The sequence below is a fragment of the Subtercola boreus genome, assembly GCF_006716115.1.
In the GTDB taxonomy this organism is placed as follows: Bacteria; Actinomycetota; Actinomycetes; order Actinomycetales; family Microbacteriaceae; genus Subtercola; species Subtercola boreus.
This window is the reverse complement of record NZ_VFOO01000001.1, coordinates 1318309-1334066: the sequence shown is the minus strand read 5'-3', so window position 1 is coordinate 1334066 and position 15758 is coordinate 1318309. Positions and strand designations below refer to the sequence as shown.

The 15758-nt window shown below is 70.6% G+C and carries 17 protein-coding genes; 4 read left to right on the top strand and 13 right to left on the bottom strand.

Annotated elements, in window-relative coordinates; translation table 11 throughout:
* Positions 1-2: 2 nt before the first annotated feature.
* Complete coding sequence (locus FB464_RS06225; protein WP_116414633.1) at positions 3-851, bottom strand: DUF1684 domain-containing protein; 849 nt, start codon at positions 849-851, stop codon at positions 3-5.
* Positions 852-1078: 227 nt separating this feature from the next.
* Here FB464_RS06225 and FB464_RS06220 point away from each other — a divergent pair, with 227 nt between their 5' ends.
* Positions 1079-1744, top strand: coding sequence for an SIMPL domain-containing protein (locus tag FB464_RS06220; protein WP_116414634.1), 666 nt, complete (start codon positions 1079-1081; stop codon positions 1742-1744).
* 18 nt (positions 1745-1762) lie between these two features.
* On the opposite strand, the gene FB464_RS06215 is transcribed toward FB464_RS06220, so the two are convergent.
* Genes FB464_RS06215 through FB464_RS06205 form a run of 3 tightly spaced genes read right to left on the bottom strand, consistent with a single transcriptional unit; the run spans position 1763 to position 3455 of the window.
* Entirely contained in the window at positions 1763-2176 is a 414-nt protein-coding gene (locus FB464_RS06215) for a hypothetical protein (RefSeq protein WP_116414635.1), read from the bottom strand.
* A 46-nt stretch (positions 2177-2222) separates the two neighbouring features.
* A complete protein-coding gene (locus FB464_RS06210) occupies positions 2223-2756 on the bottom strand; it encodes a HEAT repeat domain-containing protein (RefSeq protein ID WP_116414636.1) in 534 nt (177 codons plus the stop codon).
* 36 nt (positions 2757-2792) lie between these two features.
* On the bottom strand, positions 2793-3455 hold the full coding sequence (locus FB464_RS06205) for a helix-turn-helix domain-containing protein (RefSeq protein WP_116414637.1): 663 nt from the start codon (positions 3453-3455) through the stop codon (positions 2793-2795).
* 76 nt (positions 3456-3531) lie between these two features.
* Between FB464_RS06205 and FB464_RS06200 the strand changes: the two genes are divergently transcribed.
* Positions 3532-4551, top strand: coding sequence for an NAD(P)/FAD-dependent oxidoreductase (locus FB464_RS06200; RefSeq protein ID WP_116416560.1), 1020 nt, complete (start codon positions 3532-3534; stop codon positions 4549-4551).
* 28 nt (positions 4552-4579) lie between these two features.
* Here the strand turns inward: FB464_RS06200 and FB464_RS06195 are convergent, their stop codons facing one another.
* From FB464_RS06195 to FB464_RS06185, 3 genes are all read right to left on the bottom strand, one after another.
* Positions 4580-6052, bottom strand: a complete 1473-nt coding sequence (locus tag FB464_RS06195) for an NtaA/DmoA family FMN-dependent monooxygenase (protein ID WP_116414638.1) — start codon at positions 6050-6052, stop codon at positions 4580-4582.
* Between the two features lie 188 nt (positions 6053-6240).
* Positions 6241-6729: a hypothetical protein gene (locus tag FB464_RS06190; RefSeq protein WP_142206624.1), complete on the bottom strand. Its 489-nt coding sequence runs from the start codon at positions 6727-6729 to the stop codon at positions 6241-6243.
* 223 nt (positions 6730-6952) lie between these two features.
* Positions 6953-7441, bottom strand: coding sequence for a DUF4188 domain-containing protein (locus FB464_RS06185; RefSeq protein ID WP_116414640.1), 489 nt, complete (start codon positions 7439-7441; stop codon positions 6953-6955).
* A 113-nt stretch (positions 7442-7554) separates the two neighbouring features.
* Here FB464_RS06185 and FB464_RS06180 point away from each other — a divergent pair, with 113 nt between their 5' ends.
* A complete protein-coding gene (locus tag FB464_RS06180) occupies positions 7555-8031 on the top strand; it encodes a MerR family transcriptional regulator (RefSeq protein ID WP_142206623.1) in 477 nt (158 codons plus the stop codon).
* Positions 8032-8052: 21 nt separating this feature from the next.
* On the opposite strand, the gene FB464_RS06175 is transcribed toward FB464_RS06180, so the two are convergent.
* The 6 genes from FB464_RS06175 to FB464_RS06150 all read right to left on the bottom strand — a co-directional run bounded on the left by FB464_RS06175 (position 8053) and on the right by FB464_RS06150 (position 14520).
* Entirely contained in the window at positions 8053-8619 is a 567-nt protein-coding gene (locus FB464_RS06175) for a manganese efflux pump MntP (protein WP_116414642.1), read from the bottom strand.
* A gap of 212 nt (positions 8620-8831) precedes the next feature.
* Positions 8832-10373, bottom strand: coding sequence for a GMC family oxidoreductase (locus tag FB464_RS06170; protein ID WP_246092950.1), 1542 nt, complete (start codon positions 10371-10373; stop codon positions 8832-8834).
* Entirely contained in the window at positions 10370-11782 is a 1413-nt protein-coding gene (locus tag FB464_RS06165; protein ID WP_116414643.1) for an alpha/beta hydrolase, read from the bottom strand. The genes FB464_RS06170 and FB464_RS06165 overlap by 4 nt, the downstream gene beginning before the upstream one ends.
* A complete protein-coding gene (locus tag FB464_RS06160; protein WP_116414644.1) occupies positions 11779-12678 on the bottom strand; it encodes an SDR family oxidoreductase in 900 nt (299 codons plus the stop codon). The genes FB464_RS06165 and FB464_RS06160 overlap by 4 nt, the downstream gene beginning before the upstream one ends.
* 100 nt (positions 12679-12778) lie before the next feature.
* A complete protein-coding gene (locus FB464_RS06155; protein ID WP_116414645.1) occupies positions 12779-13426 on the bottom strand; it encodes an MBL fold metallo-hydrolase in 648 nt (215 codons plus the stop codon).
* Positions 13426-14520, bottom strand: a complete 1095-nt coding sequence (locus FB464_RS06150; RefSeq protein ID WP_116414646.1) for an S-(hydroxymethyl)mycothiol dehydrogenase — start codon at positions 14518-14520, stop codon at positions 13426-13428. The genes FB464_RS06155 and FB464_RS06150 overlap by 1 nt, the downstream gene beginning before the upstream one ends.
* A 95-nt stretch (positions 14521-14615) precedes the next feature.
* Between FB464_RS06150 and FB464_RS06145 the strand changes: the two genes are divergently transcribed.
* Complete coding sequence (locus FB464_RS06145; protein ID WP_116414647.1) at positions 14616-15749, top strand: SURF1 family cytochrome oxidase biogenesis protein; 1134 nt, start codon at positions 14616-14618, stop codon at positions 15747-15749.
* Positions 15750-15758: the final 9 nt, after the last annotated feature.

The window sequence follows — 15758 nt, the reverse complement described above, 5'->3', positions numbered from 1 at the left end:
GCTCACGCCCGTTCGAATGGGGTCTGCTCGCCGGCCTCGACCGCGAAGGGCAGGCGGTTCTCCCGGGGAGGGAGCGGGCAGGTGGCGAAGTCGGTGTACGCGCACGGCAGGTTCACGGCGCGGTTGAAGTCGAGGAAGGTGGTGGTGGTGCCGGTGCCGTCGCCGGGGGCCGCGGCGTCCGGCAGGTCGACGCTCAGCGAGCGGTTGGCGGCATACGTCGTCACACCCGAGGTCGCATCGGTGAAGAGCACGGTGAGCGTGCCCGGGCGGTGGCCGGTGAAAGCGGTGAGCGCGAATTCCTGGCCGCCGTGGCGGAAGCGCAGCTCGCCCGGCGCGTCATAGACGTGCTCGAGCCCCTCGACCACAGAGCCGACCGTGACCGGTCGGGGTTCGTCGAAGGGATGGAACGTGGCATCCAGAACCCACGACGGGTCGGCCGCGAATGTGGGCGTGCCCCGGTAGGCGGTGCGGAGGGGGGTCTCCGGATGCCGCGGCCGCACGATGTCGTTGCCGCCCCGTCGCGCCAGCTCGACGACGGTCTCGCCCGCGATGACGTCGACGCCGGTGCGCTCGGCCAGCGGGCCGAACGCGTGGCGGCCCGTGACCTCGACGCCGTCGATGACGACGCTCTCGCCCTCCGCCAGCTCGACGACCGGGCCCCGAGCGCTCGTCGACCATTCGCCCGGCGCGTCCGTGAGGCGGAGCGGCTCGGTCGTCAGGAAGGTCAGGCTGGAGATCGCGAGGAAGCCGTGGCCGTCGGCGCGATTCGCCTCGTGGGTGTCATGCCAGTCCTGCCAGTCGGAGGCGAACGACACGTGGTCGCGGTCGGTGTTGATCCCTGTGATGCTCATGCGTGCACACTACGAAACGTCCCGAGCCGTCAGCGCACCGCGACCGTCACACTCGGTCATCCTGCAACAGGCCGCAACAAATGTTGCGCCCGGCCGCCGCCCGTGAGAGGTCGCACCGCGACCGTCACACTCGGTCATCCTGCAACAGGCCGCAACAAATGTTGCGCCCGGCCGCCGCCCGTGAGAGGTTCTGCGCGGTGTCGGGCGGGGCGGGTAGAGTGCGGGGCATGGCCGACACGATCATCACCGTCGAGGGACGCTTCGACTACCACCACCCCGCCGAGCGGGGCACCGCTCGGCTGACCGCGGGATTCGAAGGGCCGGAGAAGGCGCCCGTCCTTGCGCGCACCACGGCCGTGCACAGCGTGCTCGCGGGCCAGGCCGAGAAGCTCCGTTCGGGCGGCGCGGTGACGTGGTGGTCAGCCGACCGGATGCGCGTCTGGAGCGACCGGCCGTGGAGCCAGGACGGCGCGGTGCTCCCACTCGTTCACCATGCGGCGGTCGAGCTGCAGGTGAAGTTCGCCGATCTGGCGGCTCTGGCGGAGTGGGTCGAATCCGTGGCAGGCGAGGAGGGTGTGGCCGTGTCGGGCATCGACTGGGCGCTCACCGAGGTGACGCGGGCCCGCATCACGGCCGAGGCCCAGCGCCGGGCGGTTCAGGATGCGGTGGGGCGTGCGACGGCGTATGCGAAGAGCCTCGGGCTCTCCTCGGTGCATCCGCTGGCCGTCGCAGACCCGGGGATGCTCGGCGACGGTTCGAAACGCGGTGCCACGCACGAGACGGCGATGATGTCGCGCGTCGCGGGTTCCGCGACGAACGGTGGGGGGCTCGACCTGAAGCCGGACGACATCACGGTCAGCGCACGCGTGCACGCGCGGTTCGCGGCATCCTGAGCCCCACGAACCTCTGCGTCAGTAGGTGAGCGTCGTCGTCTCGATCTTCGGGTGCCGCACCCTGGCCACCATGTAGATCGACCACAGGAAGCCGGTCACGAGCAGCAGCCCGACGTTCACGCAGAACGGCATGTTGCGCCGGCGGGTGAGCACGACGGTGTGGGCGTCGGCCGACGTGACCTTCCAGCCGCGCTGCAGCAGCACGGCGACTTCGGCCTCGATCTCGGTGACCGTGTCGCGCGGAGCGGCAGTGGCAGTGGCAGCGGCCGCGGCAGCGGCAGAAACGGCAGTAATGGCGGGAGCAGCGGCAGCGGACTCGGCCGGCGCGAACACGCAGTTGCAGTTCGACGCGAACCGGCAGCCCTTGGCCTGGCCGGCCGAGTGCTCGGCCGCCTGCCGGGACGGACTGACGAGAAGATCGGTGCGGCTCATATCTCTATGCTATGACGGAATCACCGAACTGTTTGACAGAACACAACTACTCGCCGAGCCGGCCTTTGAGCGTGACGATCGACTGCTGTGCGGCCCGCCGCACGTCCTTGTCCCGGTCACGGAGCATCGCCTCCAGGCTCTGGATGCTCGGAGCCTCGCCCACCGCAGCGATCGCCCGCGCCGCCGCCGCCCGCACCCGCGGGTTCTGGTCGGTCGTCAGCTTCACGAGATCCCTCGCCGTACCCACGCCGTGCGCGGCGCACACCCGGGCGGCCATCTCGCGCACACGCCAGGACTGGTTCGTCAGCGCCCCGATCACGGTCGGCGTCGCCGCGTCATCCCACACGTACAGCAGCGCGCGGGCACCCCACACCTCGGGCCAGTAGAGCGCCGGGGCTCCGTTCACGATGCCCTCGGCGTGGGTGCCACCGACGACGAGCAGGAACTCCTCACCCTCGTACCGCCCGGCGAGCAGCGAGGTCGCCCGTCGCGCGACGCGCTCGGCGCCCTCCCGCGCAACAGCCTCGTCGAGGCGCGCTTCGATCGGATCGTTCAGGTCGGGCGTCGGCTCAGTGCTCATCCCCCCAGACTGGCACATCGGGGACGGGCTGGCACATCATCGCCGCGCGGGGGTGGCCCGCACGTGCATCCGTTCGCCCTGCCGGCCGAACAGGCTGAGGAACTCGACGGCGCGCGTGTCGGCGGGCCCGAACCAGTGCGGAGTGTGGGTGTCGAACTCTGCTGCCTCGCCCGCGGCCAGCACGAAGTCGTGTTCGCCGAGCACGAGGCGGAGGTTGCCGCGCAGCACGTAGATCCACTCGAAGCCTTCGTGGGTCTTCGGATCTGGAGCCTGCTGCGCGGCCGGCGCGCTGCCCGCGATCACGTGCTTGAAGGCCTGCAGTCCGGTCGCGCCGCGGGAGAGCGGGATGATCGTCTGGCTGCCGTGGCGGATCGGCGTGAGGTGGATGCGCGGGTCACCCGTCGGCGGCGCCCCGACCAGGTCGTCGAGCGGCACGCCGTAGGCCCGGGCCAGCGGCAGCAGCAGTTCGAGCACGGGGCGGCGCTGACCGGACTCCAGCCGCGACAGCGTGCTCACCGACACCCCTGTCTCTGCCGAGAGCTCGGCCAGGGTGATGCTCCGCGCCGTGCGGAGGGCGCGGAGCCGCGCACCCACCCCGGCGAGCACGTCGGCCGTCTTGTCCGCTGTCGTGTCGGCTGTCGGGCCAGTGGCCGGGTCGGCCGGGCCGGTGCGGGTTCTGGATGTCGCGGGGGCTACCATCCCACCATCTTGCCAGTACGGCAACGGAGCTTGTCGAAACGGCGAACCGCGACCGAGGATGTCCGTGGAGGTCATGATGACGAACAGACCAGCAGCAGACGAGGCCCGGGAGACGCCAGGCCGTGACGGCTCCGAAACAGTGTGGGACGCCGTCGTGGTGGGCGGCGGGGCCGCGGGGCTCAGCGCGGCGCTCTCCCTCGGCCGCGCCCGGCGGAGCGTGCTGGTGATCGACGCCGGGCAGCCGCGGAACGCTCCGGCCGAAGGCGTGCACGTCTTCCTCACGCGGGACGGCACGCCGCCCGCCGAGCTGGCGCGGCTCGGCCGCCTCGACGTCCAGAAGTACGGCGGTGTGGTGCGCCCGGGGACGGTGGTGTCCGTGCGGCGCCTGCCCGGGGAGCCCCTCGGCCCGGCGGCGCGGTTCGCCGTGACGCTCGGCGACGGCACCGAGGTACTGGCCCGGCGGCTGGTGTTCAGCACCGGCGCGGTCGACGAGCTGCCCGACGTGCCGGGGCTCCGCGCGCAGTGGGGGAGGGGGATCATCCACTGCCCGTACTGCCACGGCTGGGAGGTGCGCGACCAGCGGATCGGCGTGCTCGGCACCGGTCCCCGCGCCGTGTTCCAGGCACTGCTGTTCCGGCAGTGGAGCGACCGCATCACCCTGCTGCTGCACGACGCCCCCGAGCCGACGCCCGAGGAACGGGAGCAGCTCGCCGCGCGCGGCATCGAGGTCGTCACGGGGCGGGTGGTGCGGGTGCTGAGCGACTCGGGCTCCGGATCCCTGACGGGCGCTGAACTGGCCGGCGGCCACGTCGTGCCCCTGGCGGCGATCGCCGTCGCCACGCGCATCGTCGTGAGCGACGCGATGCTGGTACCCCTCGGCGCGGCGGTGGCCGAGCATCCGAGCGGCGCCGGCACGTTCGCCGTCGCGGACGAGTTCGGCCGGGCCGCCGACGGGGTCTGGGTGGCCGGCAACCTCGCCAACCCGATGGCGCAGGTGATCACGGCCGCGGCCTCCGGGGTGATGGCGGGGGCCGCCGTGAACGCCGACCTGCTGATGGAGGACACCGCGGCCGCGGTCGCCGCCCGACGGGCCTGAGGGATTGGGGGCCTGAGGGCGGGTGGGCTCAGGTGCAGGGGGCCCAGGGGACGTCGGCCGGATGCTCGGCTGCAGCCGCCCGCGGGGCCGTGTCTCCCAGCCCCAGGTGCTCGGCGAGCGTCCTGCCCTCGTACGCACCGCGGAAGAGACCTCGCCGCACCAGTTCCGGCACCACGAGGTCGAGGAACGCGTCGAACTGGTGCGGCAGGTAGGCCGCCATCAGGGTGAAGCCGTCCACCGCGCTGGCGCGGTACCACGTCTCGATGTGGTCGGCGACATCGCAGGCCGAACCCACGACGAGGGGAAGCGGGGTGAGGTGCGCCACCAGCAGGTGCCGGTAGGTCACGGAGCGCACCCCACCCGGTTCCCGGCCCGACCGTTCGGCGACGAGCTCGAGCAGGCGGTGTCCGAGCGCGTTGAACCGCTCGGCGTCGGCGAGGGTCACGGGGTCGCCCGGTTCGCGGCTGGCGAGCGGCAGGCCGACGAGCTGCAGCAGTCGTCGCACCGTGCGCTCCGGATGCTCGGACTGCCCGGGTTGCCCCTCGCCCGGCGACTCGCCCAGCAGCACGGCGTCGGCGAGCCGGTCGTACAGGTCGAACGCCTCCTCGCGCGTCGACGCCACGACGGGCAGCAGCGGAGCGACGATGCGGAGCGCCGTGCGGGGTCGGCCGTACGCCTCCACGAGCTGCTTCGTGTCCCGGTAGAACTTGATCGACTCACCGAGGCCGCCAGGGCCGGCGAGGTAGAGGTCCGCGTGGCGTGCCGCGAACTCCCGCGACCGTTCGGAGGCGCCCGACTGCACGATGGGCACAGTGCCGGCCACGGGCGGCAGAGCGTTCAACGGCCCGGCGACGCTGTAGTGCGGGCCGTGGTGGTCGACGGGGGCGAAGACGGTGCCGTCGGTGAGGCGGCCCGTGCGGGCATCCGGAGCCACACCGCGCGCATCGACACTCGCCCAGAGCGCCCGCACGACGTACAGGTACTCGTCGCCCTGCAGGAACGCGTTGGCCTCGGCAGAACCCTCCGCGCCGGCCCCTGTGCGCCCGAAGTTGGCGGCCGCGCGCGGCTCCGTGCCGAGCGTCAGGTTGAGGCCGAAACGCCCTGCGCTCAGCCGGTCGATGGATGCTGCGCTCCGCGCCACCTGGTACGGATCACTGTGCGGCACACTCGCCGTGCCCACCAGCCCGATGCGTCGGGTGAGGGCCGCGAGCCAGGCGACCGTGCTGAGCGGATCGGTGCGCACCAGCAGGTGCGGGTCCGTGAGCTCCAGCTCGGCCGACGTCGACAGCCAGTCGCCGAAGTACAGGAAGTCGAGGTGCGCCCGCTCGGCGGCGACCGCCAGGCGCTTCAGTGCCCGAGGGTCGGCCGCCGGGTCAGCGTGGGCCCCGGGCATCCGCCAGCCCGACGGGAACGCGCCGAGCGTCCGCACCATGCTGCCGAGCACGACGTGGCCCGACCGGGTGAAGAACCCGTCCGGCTCTGTGCGGGTCTGGCCGGTCATCGGCGCTCCGCCTCAGCCGTGTTCCTCTGCGCCGGGTGCAGCTCGAATGACACAGAGACCACGCCGGAACCCTCCGAAAGTTTCACGGTGGGGCGAGTGCCGGGCTCGGCTGTCGCTCCGAACCGGACGGTGTGCCCGGCTCTTCCGCTGACGACGTTAGCAACGCCCCCCGCATAGCGCTCGGAATGTTACGCCCGGGGTCGCGCCTCCCGTGACGCAGTGGATCGGATGGTCGCATCGGGTGAAGCTCTCGGAAGTTGCGTGACGTGCGTTCCCGCCTTGAATGGCGCGAACCAGAACGGGTTCTTCCTCTGGTATTCCTGGCGGAACGACCAGGCAAGCACGTCAGGCATTCCCAGAAGCAGTTCGTTGGACGGTCGCGAGTGGATGACTTGCGTTTCACGAACGAGTCGTCCCGCCCGACGCAGATCGTTGATGGTGCGTCGATCACGTTCGTCTTCGTCCGCCAACTGCCGTCGTTCGATCACGAACTTCACTGTGCCGAAGTCGTTCTGCAATTTACAGGCGACATAGCCGAGGGCAGCCGCGCGAGCTCCATCGGCACGTCGGTCCCGATCGTCAACGGGGGCGCAGACGACGATGTCCTGGCCGTCCTGCTCATGTGAGACGAGGGCTATCGCACTCTGCAGTTCGGCAGTCAGGCCCGCCGCGTTCATGGGCCCGGCGTGAAATGGTCTGCCGGCGCCGTGGCGGAGGAGGCGGGAACGAACGTCATTGAGACTGTCGCTCCTGTAGCCCCCGAATGAAAGCAGCCCCAGGGAGTCACATGACATCTGGGGCATGACGCCTCACCGGCCGAACTGAGTTCGGTGGGCTACCCGCGTTGCTACCATCACTCTATCTCCAATATGACAAATGTTCAAGCTGTTGTCTGCGCGATCAGGAGGAACGGGTCCGGCCAGCGGCGGCGCGCGCCCGCGCGGTGTGGCTGGATCGATCGACGACAACCGACTCGGTGGCCGCTGCAAGCCCTCGCTCCGGCATGCCGACGTACATGCTCTCGGCGCGTTCGACCACGAATGTCTCGTGCCAGATGCCGACGGCGCGGGGCGCCTTCCGGGCGCGCGCGTTGAAGGAGCTCCACGCCGGTCGATGCGTGGAGGACGGCGCACTGGCGTAGGCATAGAGCTTTTCGAGGCTCGTCCAGTACTGCACGAGCACGGGGCCGTCGGCGCCGATCGTCAGGCGGAACCCGGCGAGCCCCGACTCCGTGTCCCGGCTGAGTTCTGTCAGCATCGGGCCCATGGCGCGGAACACAGGCAGCCACTGGTCGGGCCGCCACCACTGGTTCACGCGCATCCCGATGAGGAACACGACGAGTTCGCCGTCGTGACGGTGGGTCATCCGGCCGGGAAGGACACGAGGCATGAGGTCTCCTGGGGAAAGGGTCGGCATCCAATTGGAGAGCACCGATATCCAATATTCTGACGATTGCCACGCAGGCGCGCTAGGACGAGGAGCACGTCCAACGGCTTCGGTTGGTGCGCGCGCTCCTCGACAGTGGCGGCCTCACGGTCGCGAAAGCCCGCGCGGTCATCGAACAGCTCCAGACCCCCCATGCGCACGTCGCCGAAGTGCTGGGCATCGCGCAGTCATCCGTGACTCCGGATGTCGCGAGTGGGATCGAGCTCGACCGCGTTCTGAGGCTGGTCACCCGCTGGGGGTGGGGCATCGACCCCGGTGACACTGCTTCCCTGGGAGCTCTCGAGCACGCTCTCGACGGGCTCGAAGCGGCTGGCTTCGAACTGCCGGACGGTGTTCTCGACCACTACGCCGCCCACATGGCCGCGATCGCGACCGAGGAGGTGGCCAGGATACCGACAGAGTCCGTCGATGCGGCCGTGCGTTACGTGGTGCTCGGCACGGTGCTCGTCGAACCACTCCTGCTCGCCCTCCGCCGGCTCGCACAACAGGATGCTTCGGTTCGCCGTTTCGACTACCGCGGCCCGGACTGCTGACCGGAGCGGTGGATCAGCAGGTCACCAGACGCCGAGGTGGTCGAAGAGGATGCGGGTGCCGATGCCGATCAGCACGAGGCCGCCGATGATCTCGGCGGGGCGGCCGAGGCGCGCACCGACCCGTCGTCCGACAACGACCCCGGCGAACGCGAAGACGGCGGTGGTGAGTCCGATGAGGGCGACGGCGGGGAGGATCGAGACGTCGATGAAGGCGAAGGTGATGCCGACGGCCAGCGCGTCGATGCTCGTCGCCAGCGCGAGGAGGAGCAGGGCGCGCACCTTCAGCTGGTCGAAGTCCGCTTCGCTGTCGCCGCCGCCGGTGACCGCCTCCCAGATCATCTTCGCGCCGATCAGGAAAAGCAGCCCGAAGGCGATCCAGTGGTCTACGCCGGTGATGTACCGGGAGAACTGGCTGGCCAGCACCCAGCCGATGAGGGGCATGACCGCCTGGAAGACACCGAAGGTCAGGGCGATGATGAGGGCATGCCGCGCGTTGAACCGGCGCATGTGCACGCCCTTGGTGAGCGCGACGGCGAAGGCATCGGCCGAGACGCCGACGGCGATGAGCAGGAGCGCACCGAAGGTCATGGTGGGAAGGGCCTTTCGTCAAGGCCGAACGCCTGTACTGAGGGGGGGTGGCGTCCCCGTTGACTCCTCCAGCCTGACACAGCCAGAGGCCGGTTTTCATTCATCTGCATGGATACGTCGGAACGTATCTGCGTGCTCGGCGCGACGAACAAATGTGTTCGACCCGCCGGTCAGCGCGTATCGGTCAGCGCGTATCGGTCAGCGAGCGTCGGTCAGGCGAGCATCCGGTCTGCCGTGCGGAGTGACAGCGCGAGCTGGGTGAGGCCCGGGTTCGCGGTCAGGGAGCTCGGGAACGTCGAGTTGTCCGAGATCCAGAGGTTCGGGATGTCGTGGCTCCGGCCGTCGCCGTCGACGACTCCTGCGCCGGGGTCGGTGCTCATCCGGCAGGTACCGAGGGTGTGCGCGGTGCGGGCCAGCACCCGGGTGTCGCGTGCGCCGGCCGCCTCCAGGATGCGGGTCATCGTTCCCACGGCATGCTCGTTGATCGCCTTCTCGTTAGGGCCCTGCGTGAAGGTGACGACGGCGCGCGGGATGCCCCACTCGTCTTTCTCGTCGGAGAGCTCGAGGCGGTTGTTCTCCGCGGGCAGGCACTCACCGTTGATGCCGATCCCGGCGGAGTACCGCCAGGCGTCGAGCGCCTCGATGAGGTCGTCGCCCCAGAGGCCCGCGCCCCGCACCAGCGACGTGGTGTAGGTGAGCGGCATGACGCCGAGGCTCTGCAGGAGGTAGCCGCCGACGAAGTCCGCGTCGGCAGGCCGCACGAAGTCCTCGCTGATCAGGGCGGACGGATAGCCACGGTAGCCGCGGACCTGCTCGTCGAACCGGCCCCAGACCTGCACTCCGCCGTGGGCGAGGAAGTTCCGGCCCACCATCCCGCTCGAATTCGCGAGGCCGGTGTTCAGCAGCAGGCGCGGAGTCTCGATGCCGCCGCCGGCGAGCACGAGCGCGGCGCAACGCTGCCGGAACTCCTCACCTCCCCGGCGGTAGACGACGGCCGTGACGCGGCCGAGGGCGTCGCGTTCGATGCCGTGCACCATCGAGTCCGCGCGGATCTCGGCCCCGGCAGCGACCGCAGCGGGCAGGTACGTGTTCGCCGTGGTCGCCTTGGTGCCGTAGCGCTCACCCTGGTGGATGGTGCCGAGGTTCTGGCTGCCGAGACGGCGACCGTGGTGCGGCTGCTCGCGCTCGCGGCTCAGGATGGCCGCAGGGGCGTCGGTGGCGCGGATGCCCAGGCGCGAGCATCCGAGAGCCATCAGGTCGGCGGGAGCGTTGCGGTCGACGGGCGGTTCGAGGTAGCGGCGCTCCGGGTCCCATGGGTAGGGGGTCGGGCCGGAGACACCGATCGTCTTCTCGACCTCCACGATGTAGCGGATGAGTTCGGCGTGATCGATCGGCCAGTCCGCGCCGGCACCGGACTCGCTCTCGAGGTGCAGGTCCCGGATGTCGGGGCGGGGCGTGAACGCGCCCCAGTGCAGGGTGCTGCCGCCGACACCGAATCCGCTGTTGTTCGGGCCGAACGCCGTGGGCGTCTCTCCGCCGCTCAGCCGGTCGGACATCCAGTTGATGCGGGGCGCCTCGACCTCGTCGTTGCTGAAGTCGCCGGGATCGAAGTCGGGGCCGGCCTCGAGCGCGACGACGCGGAGGCCGCGTTCGGCGAGCCGGGCGAGCAGCGGGGCGCCGCCCGCTCCGGTGCCGACAACGACGACGTCGACGATCTCGTCGTGGTCGTGGGTGCGCATGCCGGTGAGGTTCACGGGGTGGGCTCCTCTGTTGTCTGGCCGAGCTCGGCGGGCTCCCAGGGATCGCGCGAGCCGGCGGCGAGGTTCTGGTAGCCCGGCTGGGCATCTGCATCGGCATCCGTGCCGCTCGTCGCGAAGCCGTCGAATCCGATGCGCGCCAGGGTTGCAGGATGCGAGGTCCACGTCTTCGCCAGATCGGTGCGCAGGTCTTCGAACCAGCTCTGCAGGGTGTCGCTGTCCCAGGCGGTCCCGTGCGCCGCTGTGTCGCCGATCGGTTCGCCCTCGACGATGCGGCGGATGAGTTCGTGCTGGTCGTCCGGGGCGTCGGGCCAGGCGGCAGCGACGGCGTCGAGCCCCAACCGGTAGGCGGCGGCGTCGACCGGCAGCCCCGCGGGACGCCAACCGTCCCCGCCGCCCGCCGCGAGGTCGGCGTCGACACGGGCGGCGAGATCGATCCGGCGGTCACCCGCCTGCGGAACGAGCCGGTCGGCCAGGGCACGCAGAGTCGTGAGCTGCCCGGGGGAGAGCGCCTGGGGAGTGTAGTCCGGGTCGTCGGCGACGGCCCGCTGGGCCAACAGCGCCCGTGTCTCGACGGGAGTGCGGGGGGACGCGATGAGCCGGCCCCACTCCGCGGGCAGGGCGGGGGATGCCTCGACCGTCGCCTCCCACAGGCGGACGACTTCGGCTGCGATCTCGGGTACGCGCTCGTAGGGGAGCAGGTGGCCGGTCGCGGGGAGGGGCACGAAGCGCGCCCGCGGGTAGACCCCGCGGAGGAGCTCCGGCTGGGCGGCGGCACCGAGGTCTGCGTCGTCCTCGCCCGCCAGCACGACGACGGGGAGGTCGATCACGCCGACGGTCGCCGACACGTCTTCACGACTGCCTTCGTCGAGCCACCGCCGCCAGGAGAGGGGCGACGTGCGCCGGGCCTGGTCGACGGCATCCGTCTCCCGGGCGTCGGCGAGCGGTGCGGCGACGTTCTGTGCGACGAACTCGCGCGCTGCGGTCTCCGTGAGCGGTCCGTTCTCGGCCCAGGAGAGCATCTGGGCGCGCTTGTCGTCGTCCATCGGCTCCGGGGTGGGCGGGGAGGGTGCGAGGAGCACGGCACCGGCGAGGCCGAAGACACTCGCCCGGCCGCCCAGCACGCGCTCAGCCAGCACGGCTGCGACCTTGCCGCCCATGCTGTGGGCCACGATCATCCACGGGCCACCGTCGGCCTCGGCTTCGATGACCGAGAGTGCGGCATCCGCCATCGCAGCGAGGGAGCCGTCCCGGGCATCCGGAGCCCCGGCCTGACCCGGGAGGTCGATGCCGACGACGCGGAAACGGTCGCCGAGAGCCGCTCTGAGGGGCGCGGCCAGCGCGGCGCTGAAGCCGAGGCCGGGAAGGAAGAACAGGGTGCCGACGGTGCTGCCCGGGGCGGTCACGGGGTGACCATGCCTCCGTTGACGTTCAGCGTCGCCCCCGAGACGTAGCTCGACTCGGCGCTGGCGAGGAAGACGTAGGCGGGTGCCAACTCGGCCGGCTGCCCGGAGCGCTGGTAGGTGCTCTCGTCGTCGAAGGCTTTCATCTGCTCGTCGGAGACACCACCCGAGACCTGGAGCGCCGTCCACACGGGACCGGGCGCGACCACATTGACGCGGATGCCGCGGGGCACGAGCTGCTGCGCGAGACCCTTCGACAGGTTGTTGATCGCCGCCTTGGTCGCCGCGTAGTCCAGACGGTCGGGAGCAGGCTTGTACGCCTCGAGCGAGGCCGTGTTGATGATGCTCGCACCGGCCGGGAGGTGGGCGAGAGCGGCCTTGGTGATCCAGAAGTTCGCGAAGACGTTCGTGCGGAACGTCAGCTCGAACTGCTCGTCGGAGAGGTCTTCGATGTTCTCGACGGCCACCTGCTTGCCGGCGTTGTTGACGAGGATGTCGAGCCCGCCGAGCTCTGCTGCGGCCTCGTCGACGAGCGCGCGGCACCGTGCGGGGTCGGTGATGTCGGCGGCGATCGAGTGGCCCTTCCTGCCGGCTTCAGCGATCAGGCCGAGGATGCGGTCGGCATCCTCCTGTTCGGCGGGCAGGTGCACGATGACGACATCCGCACCCTCCCGGGCGAAGGCGATCGCGACAGCGCCGCCGATCCCGGAGTCACCGCCCGTGATGAGGGCCTTCCTGCCCGTGAGTCGCCCGGTGCCGCGGTAGGTCTTCTCGCCGAGGTCGGGAACGGGCGTCATCTCGGCCTGCACCCCGGGGACCGGCTGGTGCTGCACGGGAGGCTCCACCCGTCCGTAGCGTTCGACAGGGTTACCGAAGGTGTACTGGTCGCTCGACGTCATGCCTCCACACTATGACGGAGCGGTGTTACGGCCCGGGGCCTTGCACCGCTGCCGATTTCTGGTAGCGCGCCCAGTGGGCACACGCTCAGCGGCTTTATGCTCAATGGCCGCGCGCGATCCATTCGTCGAGCTGAGGGGCTTCGGCGCCGATCGTGGTCGAGTCGCCGTGGCCGGTGCGCACGACCGTGTCGGCGGGCAGGGTCAGCAGTTTCGAGGTGATCGACCCGATGATCGTCGGGAAGTCGCTGAACGATCGACCCGTGGCGCCCGGCCCGCCGTTGAAGAGCGTGTCGCCGCTGAAGACGGTGCCGAGCGCGGGCGCGACGAAGCAGACGGCCCCGGGGGAGTGCCCGGGCGTGTGCCGCACTTCGAGGTCGACGCCGGCGACGTGGATGACCTGGCCATCGACGAGGGCGGCGCTCGGCGCCGTGTCAGGGTAGACCCGGTCCCAGAGCATCCGGTCGCCCTCGTGCAGCAGCACGGGCGCGCCGGTTGCCGCGCGCACCTCGGCGACGGCGTCGATGTGGTCGTCATGGGCGTGCGTGAGCAGGATCGCCGTGAGCGTGCGCTCACCGACCGCTGCCAGGATCGCCTCGGCGTCGTGTGCCGCGTCGATCACGACGCACTCGGTGTCGTCGCCGACGATCCAGACGTTGTTGTCGACGTCCCAGCTCTCGCCGTCGAGACTGAACGATCCGCTGGTGACGATGTTCTCGATGCGGGCGGCATTCGGGGTGCTGGTGGCCATCAGAACACCACCACCGAACGCAGCACGTTCCCGCCGGCCATGCTGTCGAAGGCCTGCTCGATGTCCCGGATGCCGATCCGTTCGGTCACGAACTCGTCCAGCGGCAGCCGGCCCTGCAGGAAGAGGTCGGTGAGCATCGGGAAGTCACGTTCGGGCAGGCAGTCGCCGTACCAGCTCGACTTCAGCGAGCCGCCCCGGCCGAACACGTCGAGCAGGGGGATCTCGAGCATCATGTCGGGCGTCGGAACACCGACGAGCACGACCGTTCCGGCGAGGTCGCGGGCGTAGAACGCCTGGCGCCAGGTCTCGGGCCGGCCGACCGCGTCGATCACGACGTCGGCGCCGAACGTGTTCGTCAGCGCCTGCACGGCGGCGACGACGCCGGCCTCGTCGAGACCGCTGGAGTCGATCACGTGCGTGGCGCCCAGCCGCTCGGCGGTCACCAGCTTCTTCGCGTCGCGGTCGATGGCGATGATGGTGCTCGCCCCGGCCAGCTTCGCCCCGACGACGGCAGCTGTGCCGACGCCGCCGCAGCCGATCACGGCGACCGAGTCACCGCGGCCCACGTTCCCGGTGTTCATCGCGGCACCGAGGCCGGCCATGATGCCGCAGCCCAGCAGGCCGACGGCGGCAGGATCGGCCTCCGGGTTCACCTTCGTGCACTGCTTCGCGTGCACCAGGGTCTTCTCGGCGAAGGCGCCGATGCCGAGCGCCGGGCTCAGCTCGGTGCCATCCTCGAGGGTCATCTTCTGCGCCGCGTTGAACGTGTTGAAGCAGTACCAGGGCTCGGCGCGCACACAGGCGCGGCACTCGCCGCAGACGGCCCGCCAGTTCAGCACGACGAAGTCGCCGACCTCCACGTTCGTGACGCCCTCGCCGATGGCGCTGACCCGGCCGGCGGCCTCGTGCCCCAGCAGGAAGGGGAAGTCGTCGCTGATCCCGCCCTCCCGGTAGTGGTAGTCGGTGTGGCAGACGCCGCAGGTCTCGATGTCGACGACGGCTTCGCCGGGCCCCGGATCGGGTATCACGATGTTGACGAGTTCGACGGGGGCGCCCGCCGAACGGACGATGACGCCGGTCACTGTGGTGGAAATGGGGAACTCCTTCGGGCGGTGCGCGTGGGGCTGCTTTCCGGATTCACCCTACCGGCCCGGGGTTGGACAGACTCTGGTCGTAAACTCTGTACACGATGGACACTGAACGCCGAGCCGAGGTCGAGCCGCGGAGGGCCGCAGAGCTCGCCCGGCCCGCCGCCCGTCGCCCGGGCCCGGTCGCGGTTTACGACACGGTCACCGAGGGCATGACCGGCCGGCAGTTCCTCCGTACGAGACGGTGGTTCGCGCTGATCGCCTCGGCTTTTGTCTTCGCCATCGCCTGCGGCTTCCTCGCCAACTGGCAGTTCGACCGCGGCCAGCAGGCCACGGCCGACAACGCTATCGTCGCCGCCAACTTCAGCGCCGATCCCGTGCCGATCGAGCAGGCACTGCCGACGCTCGTGTCGTACGACCCGGGCCAGAGCTGGCAGCGGGTGAGCGTCACCGGCGTCTACCAGCAGGCCGACGAACTGGTGGTGCGCAACCGCTCGAACGCGGGTGCGAACGGCTTCGAGGTGCTCACCCCCCTGCAGCTGGGCGACGGTTCCGTCTTCCTGGTCGATCGTGGCTGGGTGGCGCCGGCGTCCGACGATGCCCTCGCTCCCGGCACGATCCCCGCACCGGCGACAGGCCGGGTGGATGTCGCGGTGCAGCTCCGGCCGAGCGAGGCGCCCCTCGGCGCAGCGGTTCCCGACGGCAACCAGATCACGTCGATCACCCTTCCACGGGTGCAGCAGGTGATCGGTGGTGAGGTGTACACCGGGGCGTACGGGGTGCTGACCGGCCAGAACCCGGCCGCCGCGGCGGGGCTCGCGCCCATCCAGACCACGATGCCGACCGAGGACGTCGGCACCCACTACTCGTACACGCTGCAGTGGCTGTTCTTCGGGGTGCTCGGGTTCGTCGCGCTCGGCCTCGGCATCCGGTCGGAGTTCCGGAAGCTCAACTCCGACGACCCCGAGGAGCGGGAACGCGCGGCCTCGCGGCAGCGGAAGGCCGCGAAGAAGCCCTTCACCGACGAGGAACTCGAAGACGAGGAGATCGACGGCTTCCTCCCACTGACCCGCTGGGGGATCGCCGGGGGCGCGGTGTCGGCGACCACACCACGCACCGCGCTTCCCGGGAAGCAGGCTGACCCTCCTGCGACCCCGCCGACGGCTCCGCCGGACGTCTACGTCATCGAGGCGGCCCCGCAATCCGTCCCGGATGCCGAACCGGACGACCGCTGAGCCCACTGC